Origin of the sequence: Sphingomonas kyungheensis, assembly GCF_037120395.1 — a bacterium.
GTDB lineage: Bacteria > Pseudomonadota > Alphaproteobacteria > Sphingomonadales > Sphingomonadaceae > Sphingomonas > Sphingomonas kyungheensis.
In genome coordinates, this window is sequence record NZ_JBBBDM010000001.1 from 196,920 (window position 1) to 222,341 (window position 25,422).

Annotated in this window: 27 protein-coding genes; 19 read left to right on the forward strand and 8 right to left on the reverse strand. The window is 67.9% G+C overall.

The window, feature by feature from the left end; translation table 11 throughout:
* Position 1: 1 nt before the first annotated feature.
* The 10 genes from flgG to V8201_RS00915 all read left to right on the forward strand — a co-directional run bounded on the left by flgG (position 2) and on the right by V8201_RS00915 (position 8,816).
* A complete protein-coding gene (gene flgG, locus V8201_RS00870) occupies positions 2 to 790 on the forward strand; it encodes a flagellar basal-body rod protein FlgG (protein ID WP_037531917.1) in 789 nt (262 codons plus the stop codon).
* Positions 790 to 1,470: a flagellar basal body L-ring protein FlgH gene (locus tag V8201_RS00875; protein ID WP_051583249.1), complete on the forward strand. Its 681-nt coding sequence runs from the start codon at positions 790 to 792 to the stop codon at positions 1,468 to 1,470. The genes flgG and V8201_RS00875 overlap by 1 nt, the downstream gene beginning before the upstream one ends.
* Positions 1,471 to 1,601: 131 nt before the next feature.
* On the forward strand, positions 1,602 to 2,711 hold the full coding sequence (locus V8201_RS00880) for a flagellar basal body P-ring protein FlgI (protein WP_037531918.1): 1,110 nt from the start codon (positions 1,602 to 1,604) through the stop codon (positions 2,709 to 2,711).
* The gene (locus V8201_RS00885; RefSeq protein WP_037531919.1) at positions 2,708 to 3,037 is read left to right on the forward strand and encodes a rod-binding protein; all 330 of its coding nucleotides are present in this window, start codon (positions 2,708 to 2,710) and stop codon (positions 3,035 to 3,037) included. Before V8201_RS00880 ends, V8201_RS00885 begins: the two co-directional genes overlap by 4 nt.
* Positions 3,034 to 4,392, forward strand: a complete 1,359-nt coding sequence (gene flgK / locus V8201_RS00890; protein WP_336544248.1) for a flagellar hook-associated protein FlgK — start codon at positions 3,034 to 3,036, stop codon at positions 4,390 to 4,392. Before V8201_RS00885 ends, flgK begins: the two co-directional genes overlap by 4 nt.
* A 9-nt stretch (positions 4,393 to 4,401) precedes the next feature.
* Positions 4,402 to 5,304: a flagellar hook-associated protein FlgL gene (gene flgL / locus V8201_RS00895; RefSeq protein ID WP_336544249.1), complete on the forward strand. Its 903-nt coding sequence runs from the start codon at positions 4,402 to 4,404 to the stop codon at positions 5,302 to 5,304.
* A 120-nt stretch (positions 5,305 to 5,424) separates the two neighbouring features.
* On the forward strand, positions 5,425 to 6,288 hold the full coding sequence (gene motA / locus V8201_RS00900) for a flagellar motor stator protein MotA (protein WP_037532027.1): 864 nt from the start codon (positions 5,425 to 5,427) through the stop codon (positions 6,286 to 6,288).
* A gap of 15 nt (positions 6,289 to 6,303) precedes the next feature.
* A complete protein-coding gene (locus tag V8201_RS00905; RefSeq protein ID WP_037531923.1) occupies positions 6,304 to 7,209 on the forward strand; it encodes a flagellar motor protein MotB in 906 nt (301 codons plus the stop codon).
* A 75-nt stretch (positions 7,210 to 7,284) separates the two neighbouring features.
* Positions 7,285 to 7,671 (forward strand): hypothetical protein, encoded by a 387-nt coding sequence (locus tag V8201_RS00910; RefSeq protein WP_336544250.1) that lies wholly within the window; start codon positions 7,285 to 7,287, stop codon positions 7,669 to 7,671.
* 5 nt (positions 7,672 to 7,676) lie between these two features.
* Entirely contained in the window at positions 7,677 to 8,816 is a 1,140-nt protein-coding gene (locus tag V8201_RS00915) for a glutathionylspermidine synthase family protein (protein ID WP_373276450.1), read from the forward strand.
* Positions 8,817 to 9,001: 185 nt separating this feature from the next.
* Here V8201_RS00915 and V8201_RS00920 read toward each other — a convergent pair whose 3' ends face one another.
* Entirely contained in the window at positions 9,002 to 9,781 is a 780-nt protein-coding gene (locus V8201_RS00920; protein ID WP_373276438.1) for a class II aldolase/adducin family protein, read from the reverse strand.
* 150 nt (positions 9,782 to 9,931) lie between these two features.
* Positions 9,932 to 10,615, reverse strand: a complete 684-nt coding sequence (locus tag V8201_RS00925) for a hypothetical protein (RefSeq protein ID WP_336544252.1) — start codon at positions 10,613 to 10,615, stop codon at positions 9,932 to 9,934.
* Positions 10,616 to 10,732: 117 nt separating this feature from the next.
* Here V8201_RS00925 and V8201_RS00930 point away from each other — a divergent pair, with 117 nt between their 5' ends.
* Positions 10,733 to 11,005 (forward strand): BrnT family toxin, encoded by a 273-nt coding sequence (locus tag V8201_RS00930; RefSeq protein ID WP_081792900.1) that lies wholly within the window; start codon positions 10,733 to 10,735, stop codon positions 11,003 to 11,005.
* On the forward strand, positions 10,989 to 11,261 hold the full coding sequence (locus V8201_RS00935) for a BrnA antitoxin family protein (RefSeq protein WP_081792901.1): 273 nt from the start codon (positions 10,989 to 10,991) through the stop codon (positions 11,259 to 11,261). The genes V8201_RS00930 and V8201_RS00935 overlap by 17 nt, the downstream gene beginning before the upstream one ends.
* On the opposite strand, the gene V8201_RS00940 is transcribed toward V8201_RS00935, so the two are convergent.
* Entirely contained in the window at positions 11,258 to 11,536 is a 279-nt protein-coding gene (locus V8201_RS00940) for a type II toxin-antitoxin system RelE/ParE family toxin (RefSeq protein WP_037531928.1), read from the reverse strand. The genes V8201_RS00935 and V8201_RS00940 overlap by 4 nt on opposite strands.
* Entirely contained in the window at positions 11,533 to 11,709 is a 177-nt protein-coding gene (relB, locus tag V8201_RS00945) for a type II toxin-antitoxin system RelB family antitoxin (RefSeq protein WP_037531930.1), read from the reverse strand. The genes V8201_RS00940 and relB overlap by 4 nt, the downstream gene beginning before the upstream one ends.
* A 205-nt stretch (positions 11,710 to 11,914) precedes the next feature.
* On the opposite strand from relB, the gene V8201_RS00950 reads away from it, so the two are divergent.
* Together V8201_RS00950 and V8201_RS00955 are read left to right on the forward strand one after the other, a co-directional pair.
* Positions 11,915 to 12,325 (forward strand): hypothetical protein, encoded by a 411-nt coding sequence (locus tag V8201_RS00950; RefSeq protein ID WP_152542116.1) that lies wholly within the window; start codon positions 11,915 to 11,917, stop codon positions 12,323 to 12,325.
* 55 nt (positions 12,326 to 12,380) lie between these two features.
* A complete protein-coding gene (locus V8201_RS00955; protein WP_336544253.1) occupies positions 12,381 to 12,890 on the forward strand; it encodes a hypothetical protein in 510 nt (169 codons plus the stop codon).
* A 9-nt stretch (positions 12,891 to 12,899) separates the two neighbouring features.
* Here the strand turns inward: V8201_RS00955 and uvrA are convergent, their stop codons facing one another.
* Complete coding sequence (gene uvrA / locus V8201_RS00960; protein WP_336544254.1) at positions 12,900 to 15,806, reverse strand: excinuclease ABC subunit UvrA; 2,907 nt, start codon at positions 15,804 to 15,806, stop codon at positions 12,900 to 12,902.
* 136 nt (positions 15,807 to 15,942) lie between these two features.
* Here uvrA and V8201_RS00965 point away from each other — a divergent pair, with 136 nt between their 5' ends.
* A complete protein-coding gene (locus tag V8201_RS00965) occupies positions 15,943 to 16,356 on the forward strand; it encodes a hypothetical protein (protein WP_336544255.1) in 414 nt (137 codons plus the stop codon).
* A gap of 86 nt (positions 16,357 to 16,442) precedes the next feature.
* Here V8201_RS00965 and V8201_RS00970 read toward each other — a convergent pair whose 3' ends face one another.
* Positions 16,443 to 18,095 carry a methyl-accepting chemotaxis protein gene (locus V8201_RS00970; RefSeq protein WP_161773113.1) on the reverse strand — a complete coding sequence of 551 codons (1,653 nt, stop codon included), beginning with the start codon at positions 18,093 to 18,095 and terminating at the stop codon, positions 16,443 to 16,445.
* Positions 18,096 to 18,289: 194 nt separating this feature from the next.
* On the opposite strand from V8201_RS00970, the gene V8201_RS00975 reads away from it, so the two are divergent.
* The 4 genes from V8201_RS00975 (at position 18,290) to V8201_RS00990 (ending at position 23,314) form a co-directional block, all read left to right on the forward strand.
* A complete protein-coding gene (locus tag V8201_RS00975; RefSeq protein ID WP_336544256.1) occupies positions 18,290 to 20,173 on the forward strand; it encodes a M61 family metallopeptidase in 1,884 nt (627 codons plus the stop codon).
* Positions 20,174 to 20,746: 573 nt separating this feature from the next.
* On the forward strand, positions 20,747 to 21,427 hold the full coding sequence (locus V8201_RS00980) for a DUF1013 domain-containing protein (RefSeq protein ID WP_037531936.1): 681 nt from the start codon (positions 20,747 to 20,749) through the stop codon (positions 21,425 to 21,427).
* A gap of 388 nt (positions 21,428 to 21,815) precedes the next feature.
* Positions 21,816 to 22,670, forward strand: coding sequence for a dienelactone hydrolase family protein (locus V8201_RS00985; protein WP_037531938.1), 855 nt, complete (start codon positions 21,816 to 21,818; stop codon positions 22,668 to 22,670).
* Positions 22,671 to 22,687: 17 nt separating this feature from the next.
* Positions 22,688 to 23,314: a glutathione S-transferase family protein gene (locus V8201_RS00990; protein ID WP_336544257.1), complete on the forward strand. Its 627-nt coding sequence runs from the start codon at positions 22,688 to 22,690 to the stop codon at positions 23,312 to 23,314.
* A gap of 18 nt (positions 23,315 to 23,332) precedes the next feature.
* On the opposite strand, the gene V8201_RS00995 is transcribed toward V8201_RS00990, so the two are convergent.
* Both V8201_RS00995 and V8201_RS01000 read right to left on the reverse strand, forming a co-directional pair.
* Positions 23,333 to 24,796: a DEAD/DEAH box helicase gene (locus tag V8201_RS00995; protein WP_336544258.1), complete on the reverse strand. Its 1,464-nt coding sequence runs from the start codon at positions 24,794 to 24,796 to the stop codon at positions 23,333 to 23,335.
* A 138-nt stretch (positions 24,797 to 24,934) separates the two neighbouring features.
* Positions 24,935 to 25,414, reverse strand: a complete 480-nt coding sequence (locus V8201_RS01000) for a hypothetical protein (RefSeq protein ID WP_336544259.1) — start codon at positions 25,412 to 25,414, stop codon at positions 24,935 to 24,937.
* Between the last annotated feature and the right edge of the window lie 8 nt (positions 25,415 to 25,422).

Genomic DNA, 25,422 nt, shown 5'->3' on the forward strand with positions numbered 1-25,422 from the left:
TATGTCCTCCTCCGCCATGCACATCGCGCGCACCGGGCTCGATGCCCAGGATACGCGCATGCGGGTGATCTCGAACAACCTCGCCAACGTCAACACGACGGGGTTCAAGAAGGATCGCGCCGCGTTCGAGACGCTCGCCTATCAGACGATCACCGCGCCCGGCGCGGCGTCGACCGCCGACACCAAATATGCCACCGGGCTCAACCTCGGCACCGGCGTGCGCGTGCAGGGGACGGCGCGGATCGATACGCAGGGCTCGTTGACGCAGACCGGCAACGCCTATGATCTGGCGCTCGACGGCGACGGCTATTTCCAGGTGCAGCTGCCCGGCGGCAACCTCGGCTATACGCGCGCCGGCAATTTCAGCCGCAGCCCGGAAGGCCTGCTGATCACCTCCGAAGGCTATCAGGTGATGCCGGGCATCACCGTGCCCGCCAACGCCACCTCGGTGTCGATCGGCACCGACGGCACGGTGACGGCGCAGATCCCCGGACAGAACGAGGGGACCAACCTCGGCCAGATCCAGGTCGCGAGCTTCCCCAATCCGACCGGGCTGCAATCGACCGGCGACAATTACCTCAAGGAGACCGCCTCGTCGGGCGCCGCCAACATGGGCATCCCCGGCCAGGACGGCCGCGGCAACGTCCGCCAGGGCAGCCTCGAGGCGTCGAACGTCAACGTCGTCGAGGAACTCGTCGACATGATCGAGACGCAGCGCGCCTATGAGGTCAATTCCAAGATGATCTCGTCGTCCGACGAGATGCTCAAGACGCTGAACCAGAACCTGTGATGCCCGCTCCGCTGTTCCGCGCCGGGATCGCCGGCCTGCTCGTCCTCGGTGTCGCCGCCCCGGCCGACGCCCGCCTATTCAAGAAGAAGCCGGCGGAGGATTTCACCGCGGTGCGCGCGCCGCTGGCGCCGCCCGCGCCGGTCGCCAACGGATCGATCTTCCAGGCGGGCGATGGCTATGCCGCGCTTTACGAGGGCTGGCGCGCGCGCCGGGTCGGCGATCCGCTGACGATCGTGCTGGTCGAGCGCACCGCGGCGTCCAAATCCTCCGGGTCGAAGCTCGATTCCAAGGGCTCGTTCGGCGTTACGCCGCCGACCACCGGGCCGCTCAAGCTGTTCAACTCGACCGATATCGGCGCGAGCGGCACGCGCGGGTTCGACGGTTCGGGGCAGGCCGACCAGGCCAATTCGCTGTCGGGCGAGGTCTCGGTGACGGTCGCCGAGGTCTATCCCAACGGCACGATGCTGGTGCAGGGGCAGAAGCGCGTCACGCTCAACCGCGGCGACGAGTTCCTCCAGATCAAGGGCATCGTCCGTACCGCCGATATCGGCGCGGACAATCGCATCCTGTCGACGCGGGTCGCGGACGCGCAGATCGCCTATACCGGCAAGGGCGATGTCGCACGCGCCGGGCGGCAGGGCTGGCTCAGCCGCTTCTTCTCCGTCGTCAGCCCGTTCTGATGCGCCGGGCCCCGTCCTCACCCTCCGCCGCCTTCGGCGTCCCTCCCTTTCCCAATGGGGAGAGGGAAGGCGGAACGGGTGCGGGCAGGGTTAGCGCTACGGTAACCAATATGAGTGCAGGCATTGCCGCTATGATCCGTCATCTTGCCCGTTCGCTGATCACCGCGCTGATCGCCACCGTCGGCCTTGCCGCGCCCGCTTCGGCGGACCGGATCAAGGACCTCGGCGGCTTCCAGGGTATCCGGGCCAACCAGCTCACCGGCTATGGCGTCGTCGTCGGCCTGCCCGGCACCGGGGACGACAATCTCGAATATACCGTCCAGTCGCTGAAGGCGGTGGCGTCACGCTTCGGCCTGCAACTGCCGCCCGGCGCCAATCCGGGGATGAAGAATGCCGCGGTGGTGATGATCACCGCCGAGCTGCCGCCCTTCGCCAAGCCCGGCCAGCGGCTCGACATCACCGTCGCCTCAATGGGCAAGGCCAAGTCGCTGCGCGGCGGCAGCCTCGTGCTGACCCCGCTGCTCGGCGCGGACAATCAGATCTATGCGATGGCGCAGGGCAATCTCGCGGTCGGCGGCCTCGGCGCGGAGGGCGCGGACGGATCGCGAATCGTCGTCAACGTGCCCTCGACCGGCCGCATCCCCGAAGGCGCCACCGTCGAGCGTGCGGTCGCCACCGGCTTCGATTCGGCGCCGATGCTGACCTTCAACCTCGCTCGGTCGGATTTCACCACCGCGCAGAACGTCGCGCAGGCGATCAACGCCAAGCTCGGCTTCGGCACCGCGCAGGCGGTCGACGGCGTGTCGGTCGCGGTGCGCGCGCCGCCGGGCGCCGACGTGCGCGCGACGCTGATGTCGACGATCGAGAACCTCGATGTCACTTCGGCCGAGCCGCCTGCAAAAGTAATTGTAAATGCGCGCACCGGAACGGTCGTTATCAATTCTGCGGTCAGGGTGGGTCCTGCCGCGGTGACGCACGGCAAGCTGACCGTGCGCATCGACGAGAACCAGCGGATCAGCCAGCCGGCGCCGTTCAGCCAGGGTCAGACCGCGTTGGAGAAGAAGTCCAACGTGTCGATCGAGGAGGAGAAGAAACCGATGTTCCTCATCAACCCCGGCCCCAGGCTCGCCGACATCGTCAAGGCGGTGAATGCGATCGGCGCGTCGCCCGCGGACCTCGTCGCGATCCTCGAGGCGCTCAAGGAAGCGGGTAGCCTCAAGGCGGAGCTGATCGTGCTATGACGACGCTCGGCACCACGCCCGTCGGTGCGACCGGCGGCATCTCGACCGATACGTCGCGGCTCAAGTCCGCCGAAAACCTCAAGAAGGCGGGTGAGAAGTTCGAAGCGGTGTTCACCGGCATGATGCTGAAGAGCATGCGCAAGGCCAAGCTCGCCGACCCGCTGTTCGATTCGAAGGCGATCGACACGTTCAGCGAGATGCAGGACGCTCGCGTCGCGCAGACGATGGCGGAGACGACGCCGCTCGGCATCGGCAAGGCGATGACCGCCTTCCTCGCCAAGTCGCAATCCGATCTTAACACCTCTGTTGCAGATCCGCCCAAATGAGCGACTTGCTGTCGATCGGCGCTTCGGGCGTCCGCGCGTATCAGAGCGCGCTGTCCACGGTGGGCGAGAATATCGCCAACGTGAACTCGACCGGTTATACCCGGCGCACGGTCAACATCAGCGAAGTGGCGGGCGGCAGCGGCTCGCTCAATCCCTATGGCGCCGGCAACGGTGTCGTGCTGACCGGGGTCGGCCGGTCGGCCAACGTCTATGCGAGCGCCGCGCTGCGCGCCTCGACCAGCGACCTGTCGCGCACCACCAAGGGCGCGGAATGGCTCGATCGCATCCAGGACGCGCTGACCGGCAATGCGCTGACCACCCGCGTCACCTCCTTCTTCGCCTCGGCGCAGAGCCTTGCCGCCGAACCCAATTCGACCGCGCTGCGCACCGGCATGCTGAGCGCCGCGGCCTCGGCGGGGATCGCCTTCACCGCGACCGGCAAGGCGTTCGACCAGATCGATTCGGATATCGACACCGCCGGCAACCAGGCGGCGCAGAGCCTGACCTCGCTCGGCGACTCGCTCGGCAAGATCAACGACAGTCTCGGCCGCGCGCAGGTCGGCAGCACCGCCGCGGCGCAGCTGATGGACCAGCGCGACAATATCCTCTCGCAGATGAGCGAGCTCGCCGACGTCACCACCAAGACCGATGCGATCGGCCGCGCGACGGTGAGCTTCGCCGGATCGACCGGCCCGGCCTTCGTCCAGGGCGTGACCAGCGGGCAGGTCGCCTATGATCGCGGCAGCGACGGCAAGGTGTCCTTCACGGTGACGGTCGGCGCGGTCAACAGCCAGATCACCGCGAGCGGCGGCACGATCGCCGGCATCACCGACGGCGCCGAGCGCGTTGCGGCGATCCGCCAGGAGCTGAACGCGGTCGCCACCGGCTTCACCGGCGCGGTCAACGTCAACCAGACCGCCGGGCTCGATCAGAACGGCAACACCGGCATCGCGATGTTCGCGACCGGCACCAATCCGACCGACATCAGCGTGTCCGATCAATTCACCTCCGGCAGCCTGATCGCCGCGGGCAAGATCGCGGCGAGCGCCGGCGGCGGGGTGCGCGATTCGTCCAACCTCACCGCGCTCGAAGCGACGCGGCAGTCGCAGGGGTTCGAGACCAAGCTGACCGCGCTCGTCACCGACAATGCGACGGCGTACAAGCAGAAGAACACCATCGCCGACGCGCAGACCGCGATCCGCGACGGCGCGGCGACCGCGCTGTCGACCGCGACCGGCGTCAACCTCGATTCGGAAGCCGTCGACCTGATGCGCTTCCAGCAGGCCTATGCCGCCTCGGGCCGCGTCATCCAGGTGGCGCGCGAGACGATGCAGACCATCCTCGATATCCGCTAGGGCCGCGCCATGCAGATCTCCACCAGCCTCTTCTACAGCAATGCGGCGACCCGCTTTTCGCAGATGAGCAGCCGCGCCTCGGACTTGCAGACGCAGATCTCGACCGGCAAGAAGATCCTCAAGCCCTCCGACGATCCCGCCGCGGCGCAGCAGCTCGCCGAGCTCGACCGCAAGGATGCCGACGCCGCGGTCTATGGCACCAACATCACGCTGGCGAGCTCGCTGCTCGATCAGGCGGACGGCGTGCTCAGCCAGATCAGCACACAGCTGACCCGCGCCTCGGAACTCGCGACGACGGCGGCGAACGGCACGCAGACCGACGCGACGCGCAAGCTGATCGCGACCGAATTGACGTCGATCGTCGGTTCGCTGGTCGGCCTCGCCAATACCAAGAACGTGCGCGGCCAGCCGCTGTTCGGCTCCGCCTCCGGCGGCGCGGCGGTGGTCGACAACAAGGACGGCACCTTCACCTTCCCGCCCGACGTCGAAGTGTCCGAAGTGCCGATCGCCGACGGACAGACCGTGCAGGCGACCGAGAGCGCCAAGCGCATCTTCGCCCTGCCCGGCGGCACCGACAACACGCTGGCGATGCTGAGCAAGCTCGCCGCGACGCTCAACGCCGGCGGCGACGTCTCGGCGTCGGTCGCGTCCTCGCTCGACCAGATCAATCAGGCGGTCGATCAGGTCGCCGACGTTTCCGCGTCGGTCGGCGCGCGCGGCGCGCGGGTCGATCTCCAGCAGCAGTTGCTGACCAGCGCCAACACCGATCGCAGCGAGCTGCGCGGCAAGATCGAACAGGTCGACGTCACCGACGCCGTCGTCCAGCTCCAGCAGATGATGACCGCGCTGTCCGCGTCGCAGGCGAGCTTCAGCAAGCTCTCCAGCCTGTCGCTGTTCGACTACCTCAAATAAGCGCCGCCGCGGCCGGCGGCGCGACAAACTCACCGCGCCGGTAACCACTTGTCGAGGAAGTGCGGTTAATCCGGTCGTATCGGATTGCCGGCCGCGCCGGCGCAACGGGGGTTGCCCAACGTGTTTCCAGCCATCGGTCTTGTCGTCCTGCTCGCCATGGTGTTCGGCGGCTTCGCCATCACCGGCGGTGCGCTTGGCCCGGTGATGGAGGCGATCCCGCACGAGATGCTGATCATCGGCGGCGCCGCCGCCGGCGCGCTGATCATCGGCAATTCGGGGACCGAGCTGAAGGCGATGGGCGGCGGCCTCGCCAAGGTGTTCAAGGGCCCCAAATACAAGAAGCAGGATTATCTCGACGTCATCTTCCTGGTCAGCAAGCTGATGAAGATGCTGCGCATGGACGGGCCGATCGCGCTCGAACCGCATGTCGAGGACCCCAAATCGTCGGCGGTGTTCAGCGAATATCCGCGGCTGCTCGCCGACCACACGCTGGTCAATCTGATCGCCGACACGCTGCGCCTCGTCGTCGTCTCGTCGGGGACGCTCGACGTCCACGCGGTCGAGGAGGTGATGGATCATGCGATCAAGACCCACCACCATGAGGTGGAGGGGCCGCATACCACGCTGACCAGCCTGGCGGATTCGCTGCCCGCGCTCGGCATCGTCGCGGCGGTGCTCGGCATCGTCAAGACGATGGGATCGATCGACAAGCCGCCGTCGGTGCTCGGCGGGATGATTGGTTCGGCGCTGGTCGGCACGTTCATGGGCGTGCTGCTCGCCTATGGCATCGTCTCGCCGCTCGCCGGACGGCTCAAGCAGGTGATCGATGCCGACGCGGCGATCTACAACGTCGTCAAGCAGATCATCATCGCCTCGTTGCACGGCCATCCGCAGCCGCTGGTCATCGAGGCGGCACGTTCGGGCATCGCGCACAAGAACCAGCCGGGGTTCGCCGAAGTGTTCGACGGGCTGCGCGGCAAGTAAGGCGGGAGCAGAGCCATGGCCCGCGCCGCCCCCCACGGCAACAACCAGCCGCCCAAGATCATCATCGTCAAGAAGATCATCGACGGCGGGCACGGCGGCCATCACGGCGGCGCGTGGAAGGTCGCCTATGCCGATTTCGTCACCGCGATGATGGCGTTCTTCCTGTTGCTGTGGCTGCTCGGCGCGACGACCGAGAAGCAGAGAAAGGGGATCGCCGACTATTTCGCGCCGACCCTGCTCGACAAGAAGATGACCGGCCTCGGCGGCAATGGCGTGCTCGGCGGCGAATCGATCCTCAGCAACAACAAGCTCGGCCCCAAGGCGGCATCGGCCCCGATCGCGTCGATCGGCATCCCGATGAGCACGGCGGGCGGCGACCGCAGCGGCACCGGCGACAAGGGATCGCTGCGCAACCCGGTGGCGATGCAGGCGGACAAGCAGGCGTTCCAGGCGATCAAGCAGCAGCTCGAAAAGCAGATCAAGGCGTCGCCGCGGCTCGCCAAGATGGCCGACCATATCCGCTTCGTGCCGACGCAGGACGGGCTGCGCATCGATCTGGTCGACAATGCCGATTATTCGATGTTCGCGCTCGGCACCACCGCGCTCGATCCCAAGGCGTCCGAGCTGATCGGGATGATCGCCGGCACGATCGCGGGCACGCCCAACACGATCATGATCCGCGGCCATACCGACAGCGTGCCCTATGGCGACCCGCGGGCGATGAACAACTGGATGCTCTCCTCGGGCCGTGCCGAGGCGACGCGGCGGCGGCTGGCGCTCGGCGGCATTCCCGAATCGCGGTTCGAGCGGATCGAGGGCGTCGCCGATCGCGAGCCGATCATCACCGACGATCCCGGCGATCCGCGCAACCGCCGCGTCGCGATCACCTTGCTGTACCGGCAGGGCAAGTTCGGCCAGTAATCCGGCGCGCCACGACGCTTCGCTTTTGCGCGGCGATATGGGACAGTGACCGTTCCATGAGCAGCGGAGGCGCGGTTGCGGCACGACCTGACATTCACCACCGCGCTCGCGGCCGCCTTTCTCGCCAGCGGCTGCGGCCAGCGCCAGGACGATGCCGACGGCTGGGTCGCGCAGGGCGATACGGCGCTGTGCACCGATCGCGACGGCAAGCGCGTCGCTGACGCCAATTGCGCGCGCCAGGCGCATGCCGGCGGCGGGGCGAGCCCGTTCCTGTGGTATTTCCTCGCGCGCAATGCGGTGATCCCGCCCTATGGCGAGCGGGTCGGCGGCGGCTCGTTCGCGCGGGCACCGGGGCGGGCCTATGGCTTTGCCCCCGCGACGACGCAGGTGACGCGCGCCGGGGCGATCAGCCGCGGCGGGTTCGGCGCCTCGGCGCGGAGCTTCGGCGGCGGCCGCTCGTGATCCGCATGCCGCTGACCCCGCGCCGCGACTGGCAGGCGCAGGTCGAGGCGGAGGGGCTGGTCTGGCACAGCAGCGACGGGCAGCCCTATTGGGACGAATCCGCCTGCTACCGGTTCAACGCGGCGCAGGTCGCCGAGATCGAGACGGCGACCGCCGAACTCTATCGCCTGTTCCTCGCGGTGGGGGAGGCGATCGTCGCCGAGCCGCGGCGGATGGACCGGCTCGGCATTCCGCGCGCTTTCCACCAGCCGATCCGCGAGGCCTGGGAGGCGGAGCCGCCGGCGCTCAACTTCGGCCGCTTCGACCTCGGCTATGACGGTGCGTCGCCGCCCAAATTGTTCGAGTTCAACTGCGACACGCCGACCTCGCTGCTCGAGGCGGCGGTGATCCAGTGGAGCTGGAAGGCGGCATGCTTTCCGGACGCCGACCAGTTCACCAGCCTCCACGAACGGCTGGTCGAGAGATGGCGCGACCTCGGCGCCCATCTGCCCGCCCGCGTCCACTTCGCGCATGCTGCCGACGACGCGGGGGAGGACGGCGTCACCACCGCCTATCTGCGCGACACCGCGGCGGCGGCGGGGATCGATACCGCAGCCCTGCCGATCGACGCGATCGGCTGGGACGAGCAGCGCCGCCGCTTCGTCGACGAGGGCGGCGCGCCGATCGATGCGCTGTTCAAGCTCTATCCTTGGGAGTGGCTCGCCAACGAGGCGTTCGCCGACGTGCTCGCCGAGGATCTCGCCGCGGGCGGCACCTCGTGGATCGAGCCGGTGTGGAAGATGCTGTGGAGCAACAAGGGCGTGCTGGCGATGCTGTGGGAGCTGTTCCCCGATCACCCCAATCTTCTCGCCGCCGGCTTCGCCATCCCCGAGGGCGACGCGGTCGCCAAGCCGCTGCTGTCGCGCGAGGGTGCCAACGTCTCGATCCGGCGCGGCGGCCGCATCGTCGCCGAGGCGCCGGGCGATTATGGCGACGAGGGCTATGTCTATCAGGCGATCTATCCGCTGCCCGAGACGGCGCCGGGCTGTTACCCGGTGATCGGCAGCTGGGTGGTCGACGGCGTGCCCGCGGGGATGGGAATCCGCGAGGGCGGGCTGATCACCGGCAATGGCGCGCGCTTCGTGCCGCATGTCGTCCTCGACTGAGTGATCGGAGCGGGGCTGGTCGTCGCCTCGGTCGGCAGTATTCGGGGGGGATCGGCGATTTGGTTCGCGCGGAGGCGCGGAGGCGCGGAGGGGAGGTGGCCGGTTTGGCCCATGCGTTCCCTCTTCGCCGGAGGGGAGGCAACCGACTGCGCCGGGTGCGCCCCCTCCGCGCCTCCGCGTGACCCTTACTGGCGGTAGCTTGGATCGATGCGGTCGAGCTTGCGCAGCAGCGCCGGCCAGGCGAGCGCCTGCGCCACCATCCCCATCCCAGCGGGGCTGGCCTGATGTGCGACCTTCTCCTCGACCCCGTCGGGCGGCGGGTTGAGGCCATCGCGTCCCGCTGCGAGCATATGCACCTGCGCCTGGCACGCACGTTCGAGGAAGTAGAGCCGAAGGAAACAGGCCGCGACCGAATTGCCCACCGCCAGCGTGCCGTGGTTGCGCAGGATCATCGCATTCTTGATGCCGAGGTCCGCGACCAGCCGCTCGCGCTCGGCGAGGTCGGTCGCGATGCCCTCATAATCGTGATAGGCGACGTCGTGGCTCGCGATCATCGCGGTCTGGGTGTGCGGCAGCAGCCCGCACGCCATCGCCGACACCGCCTGACCGTGCGGCGTGTGCAGATGCATCACCGCGTGCGCGTCGTCGCGCGCCATGTGGATCGCGGAGTGGATGGTGAAGCCCGCCGGATTGACCGGATGGTCCGAGCGACCGACCGGCTGCCCGTCGACGTCGATCTTGACCAGCGACGAGGCGGTGATCTCCTCGAACATCATATTGTACGGGTTGATCAGGAAGTGATGCTCCGGCCCCGGCACGCGCGCCGACAGATGGGTGAAGATCAGATCGTCCCAGCCGTAGAGCGCGACCAGCCGATAGGCGGCGGCGAGATCGACGCGCGCCGCCCATTCCTCCGGGCTGATCGAATCGGGGCAGGCGGGGGTGGCTGCGGGCATCGTGGCCATGGTGGATCCTCTCTTATCGTTGGCCGGCAGGATGACAGGAAATGTCCGCCCGGCAAGCCGGTGCGGATCGTGGCGAGATTGCGGCAACATGGACAAGATGAACACCTTGATCGAAACGATCGCGGTCCATCGTTTCCGGATGGCGACCGTTCACCACGCCCCGGCCTCCTCGTCCTCCGCCTCGAGCCGCGCCGCGGCGGGATGCGGTTGCCGCTGGTCGATGACGTCGAGCAGCGCCGGGAACAGCGCGGCGAGTTCGGGCGGGGTCAGCACCGGATGGGCGGGCGCCGGCTGATGCGCGAGCAGGAAGGTGAGCAGCCGGTCGTTGTAGACGGTGCGCGTGCCGACCTGTTCGCCGCGATGCCAGACCGCCACCTCCTGCCCGGCGATCGCGCGCTCCATCGCGATGTCGAGCAGCCGCTTGCGCCCCATCTGGATCGCCACGTCCCAGGCGGGCGCGAAGAGGCTGTAGGATTCGCGCTGGCGCATCGCATAAGCGGTGTTGCGCGCGACGCCGACCGCGGCGCAGGCGTGGCTGACGCAGCCGCTGTCGGCGAGCGCCTGGATGAACTGGCGTTGCGTGGCGATGCTCCAGCCGTCGATCCGCCGGCGCTGGCGGAGGCGGGCGGCGATCGGCGCCATATCCGGATCGTCGCCGCCGGGCTTACCGCGCGGCTTGGTGACCGCGGCGATGGCGACGGCGGGATCGCCGCCGGCCTTGACCGCCTCGATCCCCGCGAGGATCGCGCGATCGGTCATCGCCCGCCGCTCCGCCTGCTGCGCCTCCCACTGCCGGGCGCGCGCCGCGCTCCAGGGTTCGTTGTGCTTGCTCATCGTCCCTCCGATTCGCTGCCAGGGGACCGACGACCTATGCCAAGTGCGACCGTGTAGGACAGAGGGATTCTATGATGCGCTGAGGCGGCGTTGACGCTCGCATTATGGAGTTACATAATGGACGGCGAGATCAGCTTCGATCCGGTCAAGCGGGCGATGACGCTGGCGGACCGTGGGCTGGATTTCGCCGAGGCCGGGCAGGTGTTCGATAGCCGAAGCAAGACGGTGATCGACGACCGGTTCGACTATGGTGAGGTGCGTTACGTGACGTACGGATGGCTTGAGCAGGATGCCGTGGCAGTGGTGTGGACCGAGCGGGATGGCGGGTGTCGGGTGATCTCGATGCGGCATATGCACCAATGGGAGATCAGACATGTCGGACTGGATTGATCCCGATGACGCGCCCGAATTGACCGAGGAAATGGCGGAGATCGCCGAGATACGGGTGGGCGGCAAGGTGATCCGCCCGGCAACGGGGTATCTCGGGCCGAACGGCGTGGTGCGTGGCCGCCCGCCGCTGCGCGAGCAGGCGAAGCGGCAGGTGACGCTGCGGCTCGATCCCGATGTGATCGAGCGGTTCCGCGCCGATGGGCCGGGCTGGCAGGGGCGGATGAACGCTGCGCTGCGCAAGGCGGCGGGGCTTTAGGGGTAGCGCTGTCGAGCGTGGAGCACGGCGAGCACCTCAATTGCATGAATCGCGACCCGATATACGAGAATGTAGTTCGGATGAACGATCGCCTCCCGCGTGCCGGCGATCCGGCCGGGACGATGAATGTAGGGGTGGTCGGGCAGGCGGTCGGCGGCGTGCTGGATCAGCGCCTCCAGCCGGTCGGCCGCGGCGACATTGCGTTCGGCGATGTAATCGAGAATGTCGAGAAAGTCGGTAGTCGCATCGTCGCTCCAGACGACGGCGAGCGTCATTTTGCACGATGCCGATCAATGATCCTGCGCGCCTCGGCCATCACTTGATCGTGCGGTATTTTCGGCGCCTTGGACGCCATAGCCCGCTCGACCTTGGCGCGGAACCATGCGTCATAGGCCTCCGCCTCTTCGGTCGTCGCGAATTCCGACTCGATGGGGGTGAGGTCGGTCATGGGGAAGATATAACGGGTCGAAGTACTCAGCGGAAGAGAGGTGCGACGGTGCGGGTCGATCCCGATGTGATCGGGCGGTTCCGCGCGCGGATGGGCCGGGCGGGCAGGGGCGGATGAACGATGCGTCCCCAACGTCGATGGCGCCTGACTCGTCTTAACCGCGGCTACAATACTACGGCACCGACGTTGTAAGATGGAAGCGACGATGATCCTCGTAACCCTCGTTGCGGCGGCCACGCCAACGTCTGACGTGTCCGTCCGCGGCATGATCCGAGAGGCGCGGGAGATCATTCTCCAGTCGGGCGGCCAATTGTGGGCCGGCTATCCGAAAATTCCGCTGCCTGTGCTCTTGATCGACGAGAAGCAGGAGCGTCTGTTTTGTGGCCAGCCAGCGGCAGGGTTTCGTCCGGCGGGGATCGATCGTGTGACGGGATGCCCAGTGCAGCGCCGTCCGCGACAGCTTCCGGTCGATTTGGCCGCGGCCACCGATCTGGACCAACAGTCCGTCATCGAAATCGGTCTACCCTCGGCAGTGGGCCTCTCTCGGCCTGAATGGATCGTCACCCTAGTTCATGAGACATTCCCATCAATATCAGGCGAATATCCCGAGTTATAATCGGACGGTTGCAGATGTTGGGCGGCATCTCGGAACATCCGGAACGGACTGGATATTGGGCTATTCCTTCCCCTATAAGCAGCCAAACGTCGTCGCGGCATTCAAGATCATGACCGATCGTGCGCTGGCATTCCTATCGAATCGTCTAGCTGATAAGGACCGGCAGCTGATTGCGGATTATCTGAAGGCGCGTCGTGCGGCGCGCGCAGCCTCAGGAGACGTTGCCTGGGTCTATGCCGAGTTTCAGATCGGGCAGGAGGGTGTCGCACGGTGGACCGAATTGACGCTGGGGCGGCGGGCTAGTCGTACCGACGCGGCGGTCGCCGGCGTTGCAGCGGACCGCTGCGCGGGGCTGACGACGAGCCTGCGCGCCATCAACGATCAGGGACTCGCGATCTGGAAGCGCAATGCCTTCTATGTGCTTGGCGCGGTGGAGGCAGAAATGCTTGATCGGGTTAAGCCCGATTGGCGGGATGCCTATGTCCGCCACCCCTTCTCCCTCGGTCAGCAATTGGAGGATTGTTGCGGAGAGGCTGATCCAACTTCCGAAACCGCGTCAGGGTAGGCGGCGGTATCACTCCGCCGCCACCGCCTCCCCGCCGCGCGGCTTCAGCAACGGCGCCAGATACTTCCCCGTGAAGCTTCGCGGCTCCTTCGCCACCGCTTCCGGCGTGCCGACGGCAACGATCTCGCCGCCCTTGACGCCGCCTTCCGGCCCCAGGTCGACGACCCAGTCGGCGGTCTTGATGACGTCGAGATTATGCTCGATCACCACCACCGTATTGCCCTGCTCCACCAGCGCGTGGAGCACTTCGAGCAATTTGCGCACGTCCTCGAAATGCAGGCCGGTCGTCGGCTCGTCGAGGATGTACAGGGTGTTGCCGGTCGCTCTGCGCGCCAGTTCCTTGGCGAGCTTGACGCGCTGCGCCTCGCCGCCCGACAGTGTCGTCGCCTGCTGGCCGACCTTGACGTAGCCGAGGCCGACCTCGACCAGCATCTCCATCTTGTCGCGGATCGGCGGCACCGCCTTGAAGAACTCCGCGGCATCCTCGACCGTCATGTCGAGCACGTCGGCGATGCTCTTGCCCTTGAACTTCACCTCCAGCGTCTCGCGATTGTAGCGCGCGCCGTGGCAGACGTCGCAGGTGACGTAGACGTCGGGGAGGAAGTGCATCTCGATCTTGAGCACGCCGTCGCCCTGGCACGCCTCGCAGCGGCCGCCCTTGACGTTGAAGCTGAACCGGCCGGGCTTGTAGCCGCGCGCCTGGCTTTCCGGCAGGCCGGCGAACCAGTCGCGGATCTGCGTGAAGCTGCCGGTATAGGTCGCCGGGTTGGAGCGCGGGGTGCGGCCGATCGGCGACTGATCGATGTCGATCACCTTGTCGAGATGCTGGAGCCCCGTCACCTTGTCGTGCTTGCCGGCGAGGATGCGCGCGCCGTTGAGCGCCCGCGCCGCGGCGGCGAACAGCGTGTCGATGGTGAAGCTCGACTTGCCCGACCCCGATACGCCGGTGATGCAGGTGAAGGTGCCGAGCGGGATGCTCGCGGTGACGCCGGTCAGGTTGTTGGCGCGCGCATTGTGGACGGTGAGCTGCTTGCCGTTGCCCTTGCGGCGCTTGGCCGGCACCGGCACCTGGCGCGTGCCGTTGAGATAATCGGCGGTGATGCTGGTCTTGCTCTTGAGCAATTGCTTGAGCGTGCCCTGCGCGACGATCTCTCCGCCGTGGACGCCGGCGCCCGGCCCCATGTCGATGACATAATCGGCGGTACGGATCGCATCCTCGTCATGCTCCACGACCAGCACGGTATTGCCGAGATCGCGCAGGCGCCGCAGCGTCGCGAGCAGCATGTCATTGTCGCGCTGGTGCAAGCCGATCGAGGGTTCGTCGAGCACGTAGAGCACGCCCGACAGGCCGCTGCCGATCTGGCTGGCGAGGCGGATGCGCTGGCTCTCGCCGCCCGACAAAGTGCCGCTGGTGCGATCGAGGTTGAGATAATCGAGGCCGACGTTGTTGAGGAAGCCCAGCCGCTCGACGATCTCCTTGAGGATGCGTTCGGCGATCGCGCGCTGCTGGTCGCCGAGATGGTTGGGCAGATCGGTGAAGAAGGCGAGCGCGTCGACCACCGACAGGTGCGTCGCATAAGCAATGTCCTGCATCGCCACCTTGACCGCCAGCGCCTCGGGCTTGAGGCGCGCGCCGTGGCAGACCTCACAGGGGCGCGAGCTCTGATATTTGGAGAGTTCCTCGCGCATCCACGCGCTCTCGGTCTGGAGCAGGCGGCGGTTGAGATTGCCGATCACGCCTTCGAACGGCTTCTTGACGTCATAGGCCTTCTTGCCGTCGACGAAGGTCAGCGTCACCGCCTTGCCGCGGCTGCCGTGCAGGATCAGCGCGTGGATCGCCTCGGGCAGGTCGGACCAGGGCGTGTCGAGGCTGAAGTCGAATTCGCGCGCGAGGCTGCCGAGCACCTGCATGTAATAAGGCGAGGGCGGGTTGGACTTGGCCCAGGGCACCACCGCGCCCTTCTTGATGCTGAGCCCGTGGTTGGGGACGACGAGATCCTCGTCGAACAGCAATTTCTCGCCGAGCCCGTCGCAGGCCGGGCAGGCGCCCTGCGGCGCGTTGAACGAGAACAGCCGCGGCTCGATCTCGGCGATGGTGAAGCCGCTGATCGGGCAGGCGAATTTCTCGGAGAAGACGATCCGGCCGGCGGGCGCGTTGTCGCCGAGCACTTCCGATTTGGGCGTGTGCGGCTCGACCGGATCGGCGGGGTCGACATAAGCGAGACCGTCGGCGAGCTTGAGCGCGGTCTCGAACGATTCGGCGAGCCGCGTCGCGATATCCTCGCGGATGACGAGGCGGTCGACGACGACCTCGATGTCATGCTTGAACTTCTTGTCGAGCGCCGGCACCTCGTCAATCTCGTGGATCTGGCCGTCGACGCGGACGCGGGTGAAGCCCGCCTTCTGCCATTCGGCGAGCTCCTTGCGATATTCGCCCTTGCGGCCGCGCACCACGGGGGCGAGCAGATAGAGGCGCGTGCCCTCGGGCAGAGCGAGGACGCGGTCGACCATCTGGCTGACGGTCTGCGCGGCGATCGGCTCGCCGGTCGCGGGGCTGTAGGGGATGCCGACGCGCGCCCACAGCAGGCGCATGTAATCGTAGATTTCGGTGACGGTGGCGACGGTCGAGCGCGGGTTGCGGCTGGTCGTCTTCTGCTCGATCGAGATCGCCGGCGACAGGCCTTCGATATGATCGACGTCGGGCTTCTGCATCAGTTCGAGGAACTGGCGGGCATAAGCGGACAGCGATTCGACGTAGCGGCGCTGGCCCTCGGCATAGATGGTGTCGAAGGCGAGGCTCGACTTGCCCGATCCCGACAGGCCGGTGATCACGGTCAGCGTATCGCGGGGGATGTCGACATCGACGTCCTTGAGATTGTGCTCGCGCGCGCCGCGGACGGTGATCTTGGTCAGCATAAGGCGGGTTCTACTTCTGTTCTGTGGCTGAGGCTAGTGCGGGAAGTAGGAACGCAGAGAGGCGCTTGCCAGCACCACGTTGAAACATCGCCGATGGTGTCTTATCTCGGCGACACACAGGCAGAAGGGCCGGCAGATGGGCAAGAAGAAGAAGGCGAAGGCGAAGCTCCCCAAGGAGGTGCTCGGCATCCGCCTGCCCAAGGAGGTGCGCGAGGTCGGCGGGGTGCTGCTCGAGAAGGCGAACAGCCCGCAGGGGCGCGAGTGGCTCGCGGCGGGGCTGACGATGGCGGCGACCGCCGCGACCGCGGCGGTGGCGAAGGGCCAGGCGCGGCGCAGCGAGGCGACGCGGCCGGCGGCGGAACGGCCGGTGCCGCCGACACCGCCGGCAACTCCCGTGCCGCCGAGCGGGGACGGGCCGCCCGAACCGCCCCGCCCCGAGGCGCCGCCGCAGGGCACCCAGACCCAGCCCGATCCGCAGGCGATCGCCGCCGCGGTCGGCAAGGCGGCGGAGGCGATGCTCGGCCGACTGTTCGGCGGCAAGGCGGGCTAGGGCCGCCCGGCGGGGCTAAGGCCGGCGTCGCCGGTCGGAGCCGCCGTCGCCCGGTCTCGCTCAGGCGCAGCGCCGCCCGACGCCGATCAGGGCAGGCGCTGCTTGGGGAGCGGCGCGATCACCCGCGGCGAGATTTCGGTCGGGCGGAGCGGCCAGACCGGTCGCGGTTCGAAATCGGGCAGGCGATCGTTGGCGACCTCCCATTCGCTGAAGCGGAACTGCTCGATCTGACCGGTCATCACCTTGGTCTCATGGACCAGCTTGCGCGCGGCGGCGCTCTGCTCCTCCGCCATCGCCGCATTCTGCTGGGTGACGCTGTCGAGCTCGGCGACCGCGGCGGTGATCTGTCGCAGCGCGAGCGACTGCTGTTCGATATTGTCGGCGATATTGGCGGTGATCGACGCGACGCTGCCGGCGCGTTCGATCACCTGATCCAGCATCGCTTCGGCGTCGTGGACCGAGCGGACGCCGACATGGATCTGTTCGGTCGACCGGCCGATCCGCTTCTTGACGTCCTCTGCCGCCTTGGCGGAGCGACCGGCGAGCGCGCGGACCTCGAGCGCGACCACGGCGAAGCCCTTGCCCGCATCACCGGCGCGCGCGGCCTCGACCCCCGCGTTGAGCGCGAGCAGATTGGTCTGGAAGGCGATCCGGTCGATCACCACCAGGATGTCGGCGATCTCTTCGGAAAATTGCTCGAGCCGGGTGATCGCCGCCACCGCGTCACGCAGCAGGGCGCCCGATTTCTCGACATCGACATTCGCCGCGGCGACGGTGCTGCGCACCTGCGCGGCGTGCTGCGCGGAATTGGTGACGGCCTCGCTGAGCTGTTGCAGCGTGCCGGCGGTTTCTTCGAGGCTGGCCGCCTGACGTTCGGTGCGGGCCGAATGATCGGTCGACGATTCCATCAACTCGTCCGCGCCGGCGCTGATGTCCATGGCGCTGCGCCGGATCGTCGCGAGCGCCGAACCGAGCGCATCGGCGGCATGGTTGAAGTCGCTTTTGAGCTTGCCGAATTCGCCGGCGAGCACGCCATCGATCCGGACGGTGAGATCGCCCCCGGCGAGCTTGTGCAGGCCGCTGCCGAGGTTGCGCACGATCAGCCGAGTCTGCGAACGGCGCACCATTTCCACCAGCGCGCCCGTGGCGAAGCCGAGCACGCTGAGGAAGAGGACCGCGATCATCAGCATGCGGTTGGCCGAATGTTGCGCGCTTTCGGCGGTGTCGCGCAGCGCGGCGACACGGGCGCCCATCAGTTCGATCTGCGTATCGACGACTTTCGATGCGGCCCGTTCCGCGGGGCGAACCTTCTGGCGGAACAGGCGCATCGCGTCGCCGCGATCGCCGGAGGTCGCAGTGTCGGCAACGTCGGACAAGGCGGCGAGCACCGTGTACGACAATTGGAAATAATCCTCGGGCAACAGATGATGCGCCGGGCCGCTTTCGAGATCGCGCAGCATCTTGCGCATCCATTGCGAGCGATCCTCGAACTTCTTGACGATGATCGATCGGTCGAGCGGATCCTCCTCGCTGATCAGGTTGAGTGCATCGCGCTGCAGCGAGCGGCTGACCGAGCGCACCTCCGCGACGCTGTGCATATATTCCTGCGCGTCGATGGCGCTGCGGTAGGTCGCACCGACCTGGCGATTCTCGTTATAGGTGATCGCGGCGAGCAGCCACAGCAGCAGAATGGCGCCGGCGAGCGACGCCATCACGCGAATATTGAAGCTACGCAGCAAGCTACGACCCTTTGCGCCGGCAAGGCCCATCCCCCGCCCGCTCCATTATAGACGGATCGTGCGCGGTCACGGTGGCGAGCCGCGAAATATCAGGGGCATTGCAGATGACCGGCGACGAGAGAGCCGTCGTCGCACACCGGTGGACCGGCGCGGCGGCGGCTGCCAATAGTGAGCGAAACGACGGCGGGGACGCGATGACGATCAAATTCGGGGTGATGGCGGCAGCGGTGATGGCGGTCACGGCCGTCTCGCAGGCACCGGCGCAGGCGCAGACCGGCGCGCAGGCGGAGGCGGCGCAGCGCGCGCAGGATCCGGGCGCGCGGGCGGGAACGTCCTATGACGTGTCCTTCGCCAATGCGGCGCATCACGAGGCGCAGATCACCGCCACCTATGCGCGCGTGCCGGCCGGGCCGCTGCGCGTGCAGATGGCGCGCTCGTCGCCCGGACGCTATGCGATCCACGAATCCGCCAAGAACGTCTATGCCGTCTCGGCGAAGGATGGCGCCGGGCGGCCGCTTACCGTGATCCGCAGCGATCCCTATGGCTGGACGGTGGCGGGGCATGACGGCACCGTCGTCGTCACCTATACGCTGTACGGCGACTGGGGCGACGGCACCTATGCGCAGATCGACACCAGCCACGCGCATCTCAACATGCCTGCGACCTTCCTGTGGGCGCAGGGCTATGACGACCAGCCGATCCGCGTGCGCTTCCACCCCTTCGATCCCCGCTGGCGGATCGCGACGCAATTGCCGGCGGGGCAGGGGACGAACAGCTTCTGGGCGCCCGATCTGCAATATTTCATGGACAGCCCGACCGAGATCAGCGCCTTTTCGCTGCGCGAATGGCCGATCACCGATGCGCTCGGCAAACGGTATGTCGTGCGGCTGGCGGTGCATCACGCCGGCAGCGACGCCGACCTCGACGTCTATACCGCCAAGGTCAAGCGGGTGATCGCGCAGCATTATGCGCTGTTCGGCCAGGCGCCGCGCTATGATTACGGCACCTATACGTTCATCGCCGACTATCTGCCGCAGATCACCGGCGACGGCATGGAGCATCGCAACTCGACGATCATCACCGACAAGCGCGGGCTCGCCGAGGCGAAGTTCGCACAGCTCAACACGCTGAGCCACGAGTTCGTCCACAGCTGGAACGTCGAGCGGCTGCGCCCCGCCGAGCTGGAGCCGTTCGACTTCACCCGCGCCAATCCGACGCCGAGCCTGTGGTTCGCCGAAGGCTTCACGCAATATTACGGGCCGCTGATGATCCGCCGCGCCGGCGAGATGAGCGTCGACGACTTCCTGCGCACGCTCGGCGGCACGCTGAGCGGCGTCGTCACCAGCCCGGCGCGGCGCTACGGCGGACCGGAGGAGATGAGCCTGCGCGCGCCCTTCGTCGATGCCGCCAAGTCGATCGATCCGGTCAATCCCAATATCTTCGTCTCCTATTATCCCTATGGCGCGGTGATCGCGCTGGCGCTCGACCTCGAGCTGCGGCAGCGCGATCCGCGGCTGTCGCTCGACGCCTATATGCGCCACCTGTGGACGACGCGCGGCGCCAGTGAGCGCCCCTATACACCCGCCGACCTCGAACGCGGGCTCGCCGAGCTGACCGACGCGGGGTTCGCCAAGGCCTTCTTCGATCGCTCCATCCATGCGAGCGCGCTGCCCGATTATGCGCCGCTGCTGCGTCAGGCGGGATTGGTGATGCGGCCGGTCGATCCGGCGCATGGCTGGTCGGGGCTGACGCTCGCGGCGGGGGAGGCGGGCGACGTGATCGTCGCCGCGCCGCCGCGGCCCGATGCGCCGGCCTATGCGGCGGGAGTCGAGCGCGGGGACATGGTGCTGGCGCTCGACGGCGCTTCGGTCGGCGATGCGGCCTCGGCGCTGGCGGCGCTGGCGACGCATCGGCCGGGCGATCGTGTCGCGATCCGCTTCCGCCAGCGCGGCGTCGTGCGCGATGCGGTGATGACGCTCGGCACCGATCCGTCGTTCGAGGTGGTGCGCGGCGAGACGGCGGGGGTGGCGGTATCGCCGGCGCAGATGGCGTTCCGCGCTGCGTGGCTGGGGAAATAGGCGCGCGGCGGCGCGGAGGGCGCAGAGGGGGTCGGTCTTCGGCGCCGGGGGCTCGGGTGGGGCGATCCGGGTCGTCGCATCCGGAGAGTTCTCCGCGCCTCCGCGCCTCCGCGTGAGAATGTGAGTCACGCGAAGACGCGAAGACGCGAAGGGGAGAAGATTGGGCGTGCGTCCTGGCGTGTGAGCGCTCCCGAGCTCGAGCCCGTCCGGTAGCTTTTCTCTTCGCGTCTTCGCGCCTTCGCGTGAGTGCTTCTTATTTTTGGAGGTTGGGGGCGGGGCAGGGGGGCGTTTGCCGTTACGATCCCCTTTCCTTGGCTCGGTCGGGTCTTGGTTCGCGCGGAGGCGCGGAGGGAGATTTTCGAAGGGCAGGTCGTCCTTGCGCATGTCTTCGCGCGCCGCTCGGCTGAGGCGGGTGTCGTGGCGATCGTCGGCGGGAGAGCGACCAATCCTGCCAGATAACACTCGGGTTGCCCTTCGCAGCGCCGCGGGGTACACGGGGGGTTAGGCAGCGGCCGCTCCGGCAAGGGGCGGCCCTATTTGTTTCCGACCCAGATGATCCGACGGAGTTCCCCCGTGGCCCAGCCTCTTATGCCCCATGCGACCGCGTCCTGGATGGTCGACAATACGTCGCTGTCGTTCGACCAGATCGCCGATTTCTGCGGCCTGCATATCCTCGAGATCCAGGCGATCGCCGACGATACCGCCGCCTCCAAGCTGACCGGGCGCGATCCCGTCCGCGCGCACGAGCTGACGCAGGAGGAGATCGACAAGGGGCAGGCCGATCCCGCCTATCGCCTCAAGATGATCAAGGGCCCCGAGCAGGTCCGCCGCACCAAGGGGCCGCGCTACACGCCGGTCAGCAAGCGGCAGGACAAGCCGGACGGCATCGCCTGGATCATCCGCAACCATCCCGAGATCACCGACGGTGCGATCAGCAACCTGATCGGCACGACGCGCACGACGATCGCCGCGATCCGCGACCGCAGCCACTGGAACATCGGCAACATCACGCCGAAGGACCCGGTGACGCTCGGCCTGACGACGCAGCGCGAGCTCGACGCGGCGGTGGCCAAGGCGTCGAAGGCGTCGGGCGCCGAGGCGGCGCCGGCCGACACGCGGCTGGAGGGCGATCGCGAGGCGCTGATCGCCAGCCTGCGCGCCGAGCGCGACGCGGCGGCGCGCGGCGTCGATGTGGCGGATCAGGACCCGGCGTCGGCGGCGGCGGCGCTGTTCCAGGATCCGTTCAAGCGCTGATGTGGTAAGGGGCGGGCGCGCCGGTTGGGCGACCGCCGTTGCGGGGTGTGGCGGCCTTAAACCGCTGTTCTGCTTGGCGGCTGGTAGCTCGCCGGCGCGGGACCTCTGCAAAACGTCGCGCCGCCCTGAACGCACCGTCACCCCGGACAGAGGATTCGCGTGAGCGGACATACCGCTGCTCCAGTGCTCCTGCGGAAGCAGGAGCCGAGGGTTCCGAGAGCTACGAGCCCTTGTCTTGCGCCGCCCTGGAGTCCTGCGTTCGCAGGCATACGGGCGGGATGATCGCTCGGCCTCAAGTCCGCAGCGCCGCCACCCGGCCACCGTCACACCCCACTGGCGCGTCCCCGCGCGCTCGGCTAGCCTCCCGCGAACGCAAGGGAGAGCAGGCATGTGCGACGAACTCACCGCCGAGGACAATGGCCGGCTGACGCGGCGGCAGCTCGGTGCGGCGGCCGGGGCGGTGGGGGCGGCGCTGGTGCTGCCGGCGCCGGCGGATGCCAAGCCGATCAAGGGGCGCGACGTGACGATCACCACGCCCGATGGCCAGTGTGACGCCTATTTCACCGCGCCGACCGGCACCCGTTCGCCCGGCGTGCTGATGTGGCCCGATATCATGGGCCTGCGCCCCGCCTTCCGGGCGATGGCTGACCGGCTCGCGCAATCGGGCTATGCCGTGCTGGTCGTCAACCAATTCTACCGCTCGGCCAAGGCGCCGATCATCGCGCCGGGCGAGAGCTTCGACCAGCCGGCGGTGCGCGACCGGATCATGCCGTGGCGCGCGGCGCTGACCGCGGCGGCGACGACCAGCGATGCGGAGGTGTTCCTCGCCTTCCTCGACCTGCAGACGGAGGTCGACACCCGGCGCGGCATCGGCAGCGCCGGCTATTGCATGGGCGGACCGATGGTGCTGCGCACCGCCGCCGCCAAGCCGGCACGCGTCCATGCCGGCGGGTCGTTCCACGGCGCGGGGCTGGTCAGCGACGGACCGGACAGTCCGCATCTCCTGGTGCCGAAGCTGGCCGGCGGCTATCTGATCGCGATCGCCAGCAACGACGATGCGCGCAGCCCGAACGACAAGACCGTGCTGCGCGAAGCGTTCGCCGCCGCCAAGCGCCCCGCCGAGATCGAGGTCTATGCCGGTGCGATGCACGGCTGGTGCGTCCCCGACAGCAAGGTCTACAACAAGCCGCAGGCCGAGCGCGCCTGGGGTCGGATGCTCGATCTGTTCAAGCGGCAGCTGTGAGCGCGGGGGGCGGGACGATGACGGCGCTGACCTTCTATACCAATCCGCAGTCGCGCGGCCGGATCGCCCGCTGGATGCTCGAGGAGAGCGGCGCGGCCTATGACACGGTGGTGCTCGACTATGCGACGAGCCTCAAGGCCGACGCCTATCGTGCGATCAACCCGATGATGAAGGTGCCGGCGATCGTCCACGGCGAGACGGTGGTGACCGAGGGTGCGGCGATCTGCGCCTATCTCGCCGAGACCTTCCCCAACGCCGGCCTCGCGCCGACCGCAGCGGAGCGGGGCGACTATTATCGCTGGCTGTTCTTCGCCGCGGGCCCGCTCGAGGCGGCGGTGGTCAATCGCGCGATGAAGGTCGAGACCGAGCCGCAGATGCAGCGGATGGCGGGCTACGGCACGTTCGACCTCGTCACCGGCGTGTTCGACGCGGCGGTGTCGCGCCGGCCGTATATCGCCGGCGACCGCTTCACCGCGGCGGACGTCTACGTCGGCTCGGCGGCGATGTGGTACACGCAATTCGGCCTGCTGCCGAAGACCGAGGGGCTCGCGGCGTACATCGACCGGCTGACCGCGCGCGAGGCGTTCCGGCGCGCCGCGGCGATCGACGATGCGCTGCTGGCGGAGGCGGCGGCGAAGGGCTAGGTCCGTCGCCGCTTGCGCTCAGGCGTCGGCGGCGTGGTCAGACGGAGCGGGCAGGCCAAACGAATAGGACAGGAAGTCCGGGATCGGGCCGTTCCAGCCGTCGTCGGGTCCGTCGTCCTGCTGATCGCGCCGGGGGCGGCGGTCGGCCTGGCGCGCCGGCGCGGCCGGTGCCGGACGTTCCGCGCGCGGCGCCTGCTGCGACTGGGGCTGAGCGGCGTCCGGCAACGAGTCCTGCGACCGCGGCTCGCCCTGGCCCGCAGTGCGACGGTCGCGGCGCGGCTCGCGCTCGCGGCGCGCGCGCGGCGCAGGAGCGGCCTGTTCCTCCGCCTCAGCGGCGGGGGCGGCGGGTTCGGTCGCCGGCGTGTCGAGCGTCAGGCGTTCGATCTTCTGGCCGGTCAGCTTCTCGATATTCTGGATGTTCTCGGCATCCTCGCCGGTGATCAGCGTATAGGCGATGCCGGTCGCGCCGCCGCGGCCGGTGCGGCCGATGCGGTGGACGTAATCGTCGGGATGCCACGGCGCATCGAAGTTGAAGACGTGGCTGACACCCTTGATGTCGAGCCCGCGCGCCGCGACGTCGGACGCGACGAGGATGTTGATCTTGCCGTCCTTGAACAGGTCGAGCTCGGCGATGCGCTGCGCCTGCTCCATGTCGCCATGGATTTCGCCCGACTTGAAGCCGTGCTTCTTCAGGCTCTTGTTCAGCTCGCGCACCGTCGTCTTGCGGTTGCAGAAGATGATCGCGTTGCGCACCTCGTCCTGGCCGAGCAGGCGGCGCAGCGTGTCGCGCTTCTTGATCGCATTGCCGGTGACGGGAACGAGGAACTGCTGGATGTTGAGGTTGGTCGAGGCGGGGCGCGACACCTCGATCATCTTGGGATTGTCGAGGAACTTGTCGGCGAGTTTCTTGATCGGCGGCGGCATCGTCGCCGAGAAGAGCAGGGTCTGGCGCTGCTTGGGCAGCTTGGTGCAGATTTCCTCGATGTCGGGTATGAACCCCATGTCGAGCATCCGGTCCGCCTCGTCGATGACCAGCATCGAACAGCCGGTGAGCAGGATATTGCCGCGACCGAACAGGTCCATCAGCCGCCCCGGCGTCGCGATCAGCACGTCGACGCCCTTTTCCAGCGCCTTGATCTGATCGCCCATCGACACGCCGCCGATCAGCAGCGCCATCGACAGCTTGGTGCCGGCGCCGTATTTCTCGAAATTCTCGGCGACCTGCGCGGCGAGCTCGCGCGTCGGTTCGAGGATCAGGCTGCGCGGCATGCGCGCCCGGCTGCGGCCATGGGCGAGGATGTCGATCATCGGCAGCACGAAGGCGGCGGTCTTGCCGGTGCCGGTCTGGGCGATGCCGATCAGGTCGCGCATCATCAGCACGCTGGGGATGGCGGAGGCCTGGATCGGCGTCGGCTCGGTATAGCCGGCGTCGGTGACCGCCTTGAGCAGTCCGTCGGAGAGGCCGAGGTCGGCGAAGCTCATGCCATAAGGCTCATGCAAGGATCCGGATAAGAACGGCCACGCGCGCCTGCGCGGTCCTTGCCGCCGGCGCTTGCGGATTTGGCCGGAAAAGTCAAGAATTGGCTGGCCGTGGCGCTCTATTGCGGCGACCGGCGCGGATTATTTGGCGGCGACGAGCGTGCGGAAGGTGGCGATGCCGCAGCTCGCGCCCGATCGCATGCGCAGCACGTCGCGACCGGCGCAGACCTTGCCGTCGGCGGCGGGGCGCAGGTAGAAGCCGGCATAATAATCGAGCGGCCCGCAATCCTTGTCGAGCCGCGCGCGCAGCCGCTTGCCGCCGGTGATCACCAGATCGACCGCGCCGGGCTCCTGGATCAGCGCGCCGGCCAGCTCCGCCGCGGCGACGCATTTGGGGCCCTTCTTCTCCTTGTAGCGGACCGGCACAGGGAGGGGCAGCCGCGACGCCGCGCTCATCCGCGGCACGCGGATGACGACGCGTTCGCGGATCGTCATCTGCGCGACCATCGTGCCGTCGAGCGACTGCTGCGCCGGCGCGGCGTCGGGAGGTGCGGCGTCGAGCGCCGCGACGGCGGGCGCGGTGACGGCGAGCAGCAGGATGGGAAGCGCGGGATGCAGCATGTCTTGCC

What these genes read in the sequence shown, in the direction of transcription:
- V8201_RS00875 (WP_051583249.1), top strand. Translation starts at nt 790, where the DNA reads ATGCCCGCTCCGCTGTTCCGCGCCGGGATCGCCGGCCTGCTCGTCCTC.
- V8201_RS00925 (WP_336544252.1), bottom strand. Translation starts at nt 10,615, where the DNA reads ATGAGCAAGCACAACGAACCCTGGAGCGCGGCGCGCGCCCGGCAGTGG.
- V8201_RS00920 (WP_373276438.1), bottom strand. Translation starts at nt 9,781, where the DNA reads ATGGCCACGATGCCCGCAGCCACCCCCGCCTGCCCCGATTCGATCAGC.
- V8201_RS00935 (WP_081792901.1), top strand. Translation starts at nt 10,989, where the DNA reads ATGTCGGACTGGATTGATCCCGATGACGCGCCCGAATTGACCGAGGAA.
- relB (WP_037531930.1), bottom strand. Translation starts at nt 11,709, where the DNA reads ATGACCGACCTCACCCCCATCGAGTCGGAATTCGCGACGACCGAAGAG.
- V8201_RS00950 (WP_152542116.1), top strand. Translation starts at nt 11,915, where the DNA reads ATGATCCTCGTAACCCTCGTTGCGGCGGCCACGCCAACGTCTGACGTG.
- V8201_RS00905 (WP_037531923.1), top strand. Translation starts at nt 6,304, where the DNA reads ATGGCCCGCGCCGCCCCCCACGGCAACAACCAGCCGCCCAAGATCATC.
- V8201_RS00930 (WP_081792900.1), top strand. Translation starts at nt 10,733, where the DNA reads ATGGACGGCGAGATCAGCTTCGATCCGGTCAAGCGGGCGATGACGCTG.
- V8201_RS00965 (WP_336544255.1), top strand. Translation starts at nt 15,943, where the DNA reads ATGGGCAAGAAGAAGAAGGCGAAGGCGAAGCTCCCCAAGGAGGTGCTC.
- V8201_RS00990 (WP_336544257.1), top strand. Translation starts at nt 22,688, where the DNA reads ATGACGGCGCTGACCTTCTATACCAATCCGCAGTCGCGCGGCCGGATC.
- flgL (WP_336544249.1), top strand. Translation starts at nt 4,402, where the DNA reads ATGCAGATCTCCACCAGCCTCTTCTACAGCAATGCGGCGACCCGCTTT.
- flgG (WP_037531917.1), top strand. Translation starts at nt 2, where the DNA reads ATGTCCTCCTCCGCCATGCACATCGCGCGCACCGGGCTCGATGCCCAG.
- V8201_RS01000 (WP_336544259.1), bottom strand. Translation starts at nt 25,414, where the DNA reads ATGCTGCATCCCGCGCTTCCCATCCTGCTGCTCGCCGTCACCGCGCCC.
- V8201_RS00915 (WP_373276450.1), top strand. Translation starts at nt 7,677, where the DNA reads ATGCCGCTGACCCCGCGCCGCGACTGGCAGGCGCAGGTCGAGGCGGAG.
- V8201_RS00940 (WP_037531928.1), bottom strand. Translation starts at nt 11,536, where the DNA reads ATGACGCTCGCCGTCGTCTGGAGCGACGATGCGACTACCGACTTTCTC.
- uvrA (WP_336544254.1), bottom strand. Translation starts at nt 15,806, where the DNA reads ATGCTGACCAAGATCACCGTCCGCGGCGCGCGCGAGCACAATCTCAAG.
- flgK (WP_336544248.1), top strand. Translation starts at nt 3,034, where the DNA reads ATGAGCGACTTGCTGTCGATCGGCGCTTCGGGCGTCCGCGCGTATCAG.
- V8201_RS00975 (WP_336544256.1), top strand. Translation starts at nt 18,290, where the DNA reads ATGACGATCAAATTCGGGGTGATGGCGGCAGCGGTGATGGCGGTCACG.
- V8201_RS00880 (WP_037531918.1), top strand. Translation starts at nt 1,602, where the DNA reads ATGATCCGTCATCTTGCCCGTTCGCTGATCACCGCGCTGATCGCCACC.
- V8201_RS00985 (WP_037531938.1), top strand. Translation starts at nt 21,816, where the DNA reads ATGTGCGACGAACTCACCGCCGAGGACAATGGCCGGCTGACGCGGCGG.
- V8201_RS00885 (WP_037531919.1), top strand. Translation starts at nt 2,708, where the DNA reads ATGACGACGCTCGGCACCACGCCCGTCGGTGCGACCGGCGGCATCTCG.
- V8201_RS00995 (WP_336544258.1), bottom strand. Translation starts at nt 24,796, where the DNA reads ATGAGCTTCGCCGACCTCGGCCTCTCCGACGGACTGCTCAAGGCGGTC.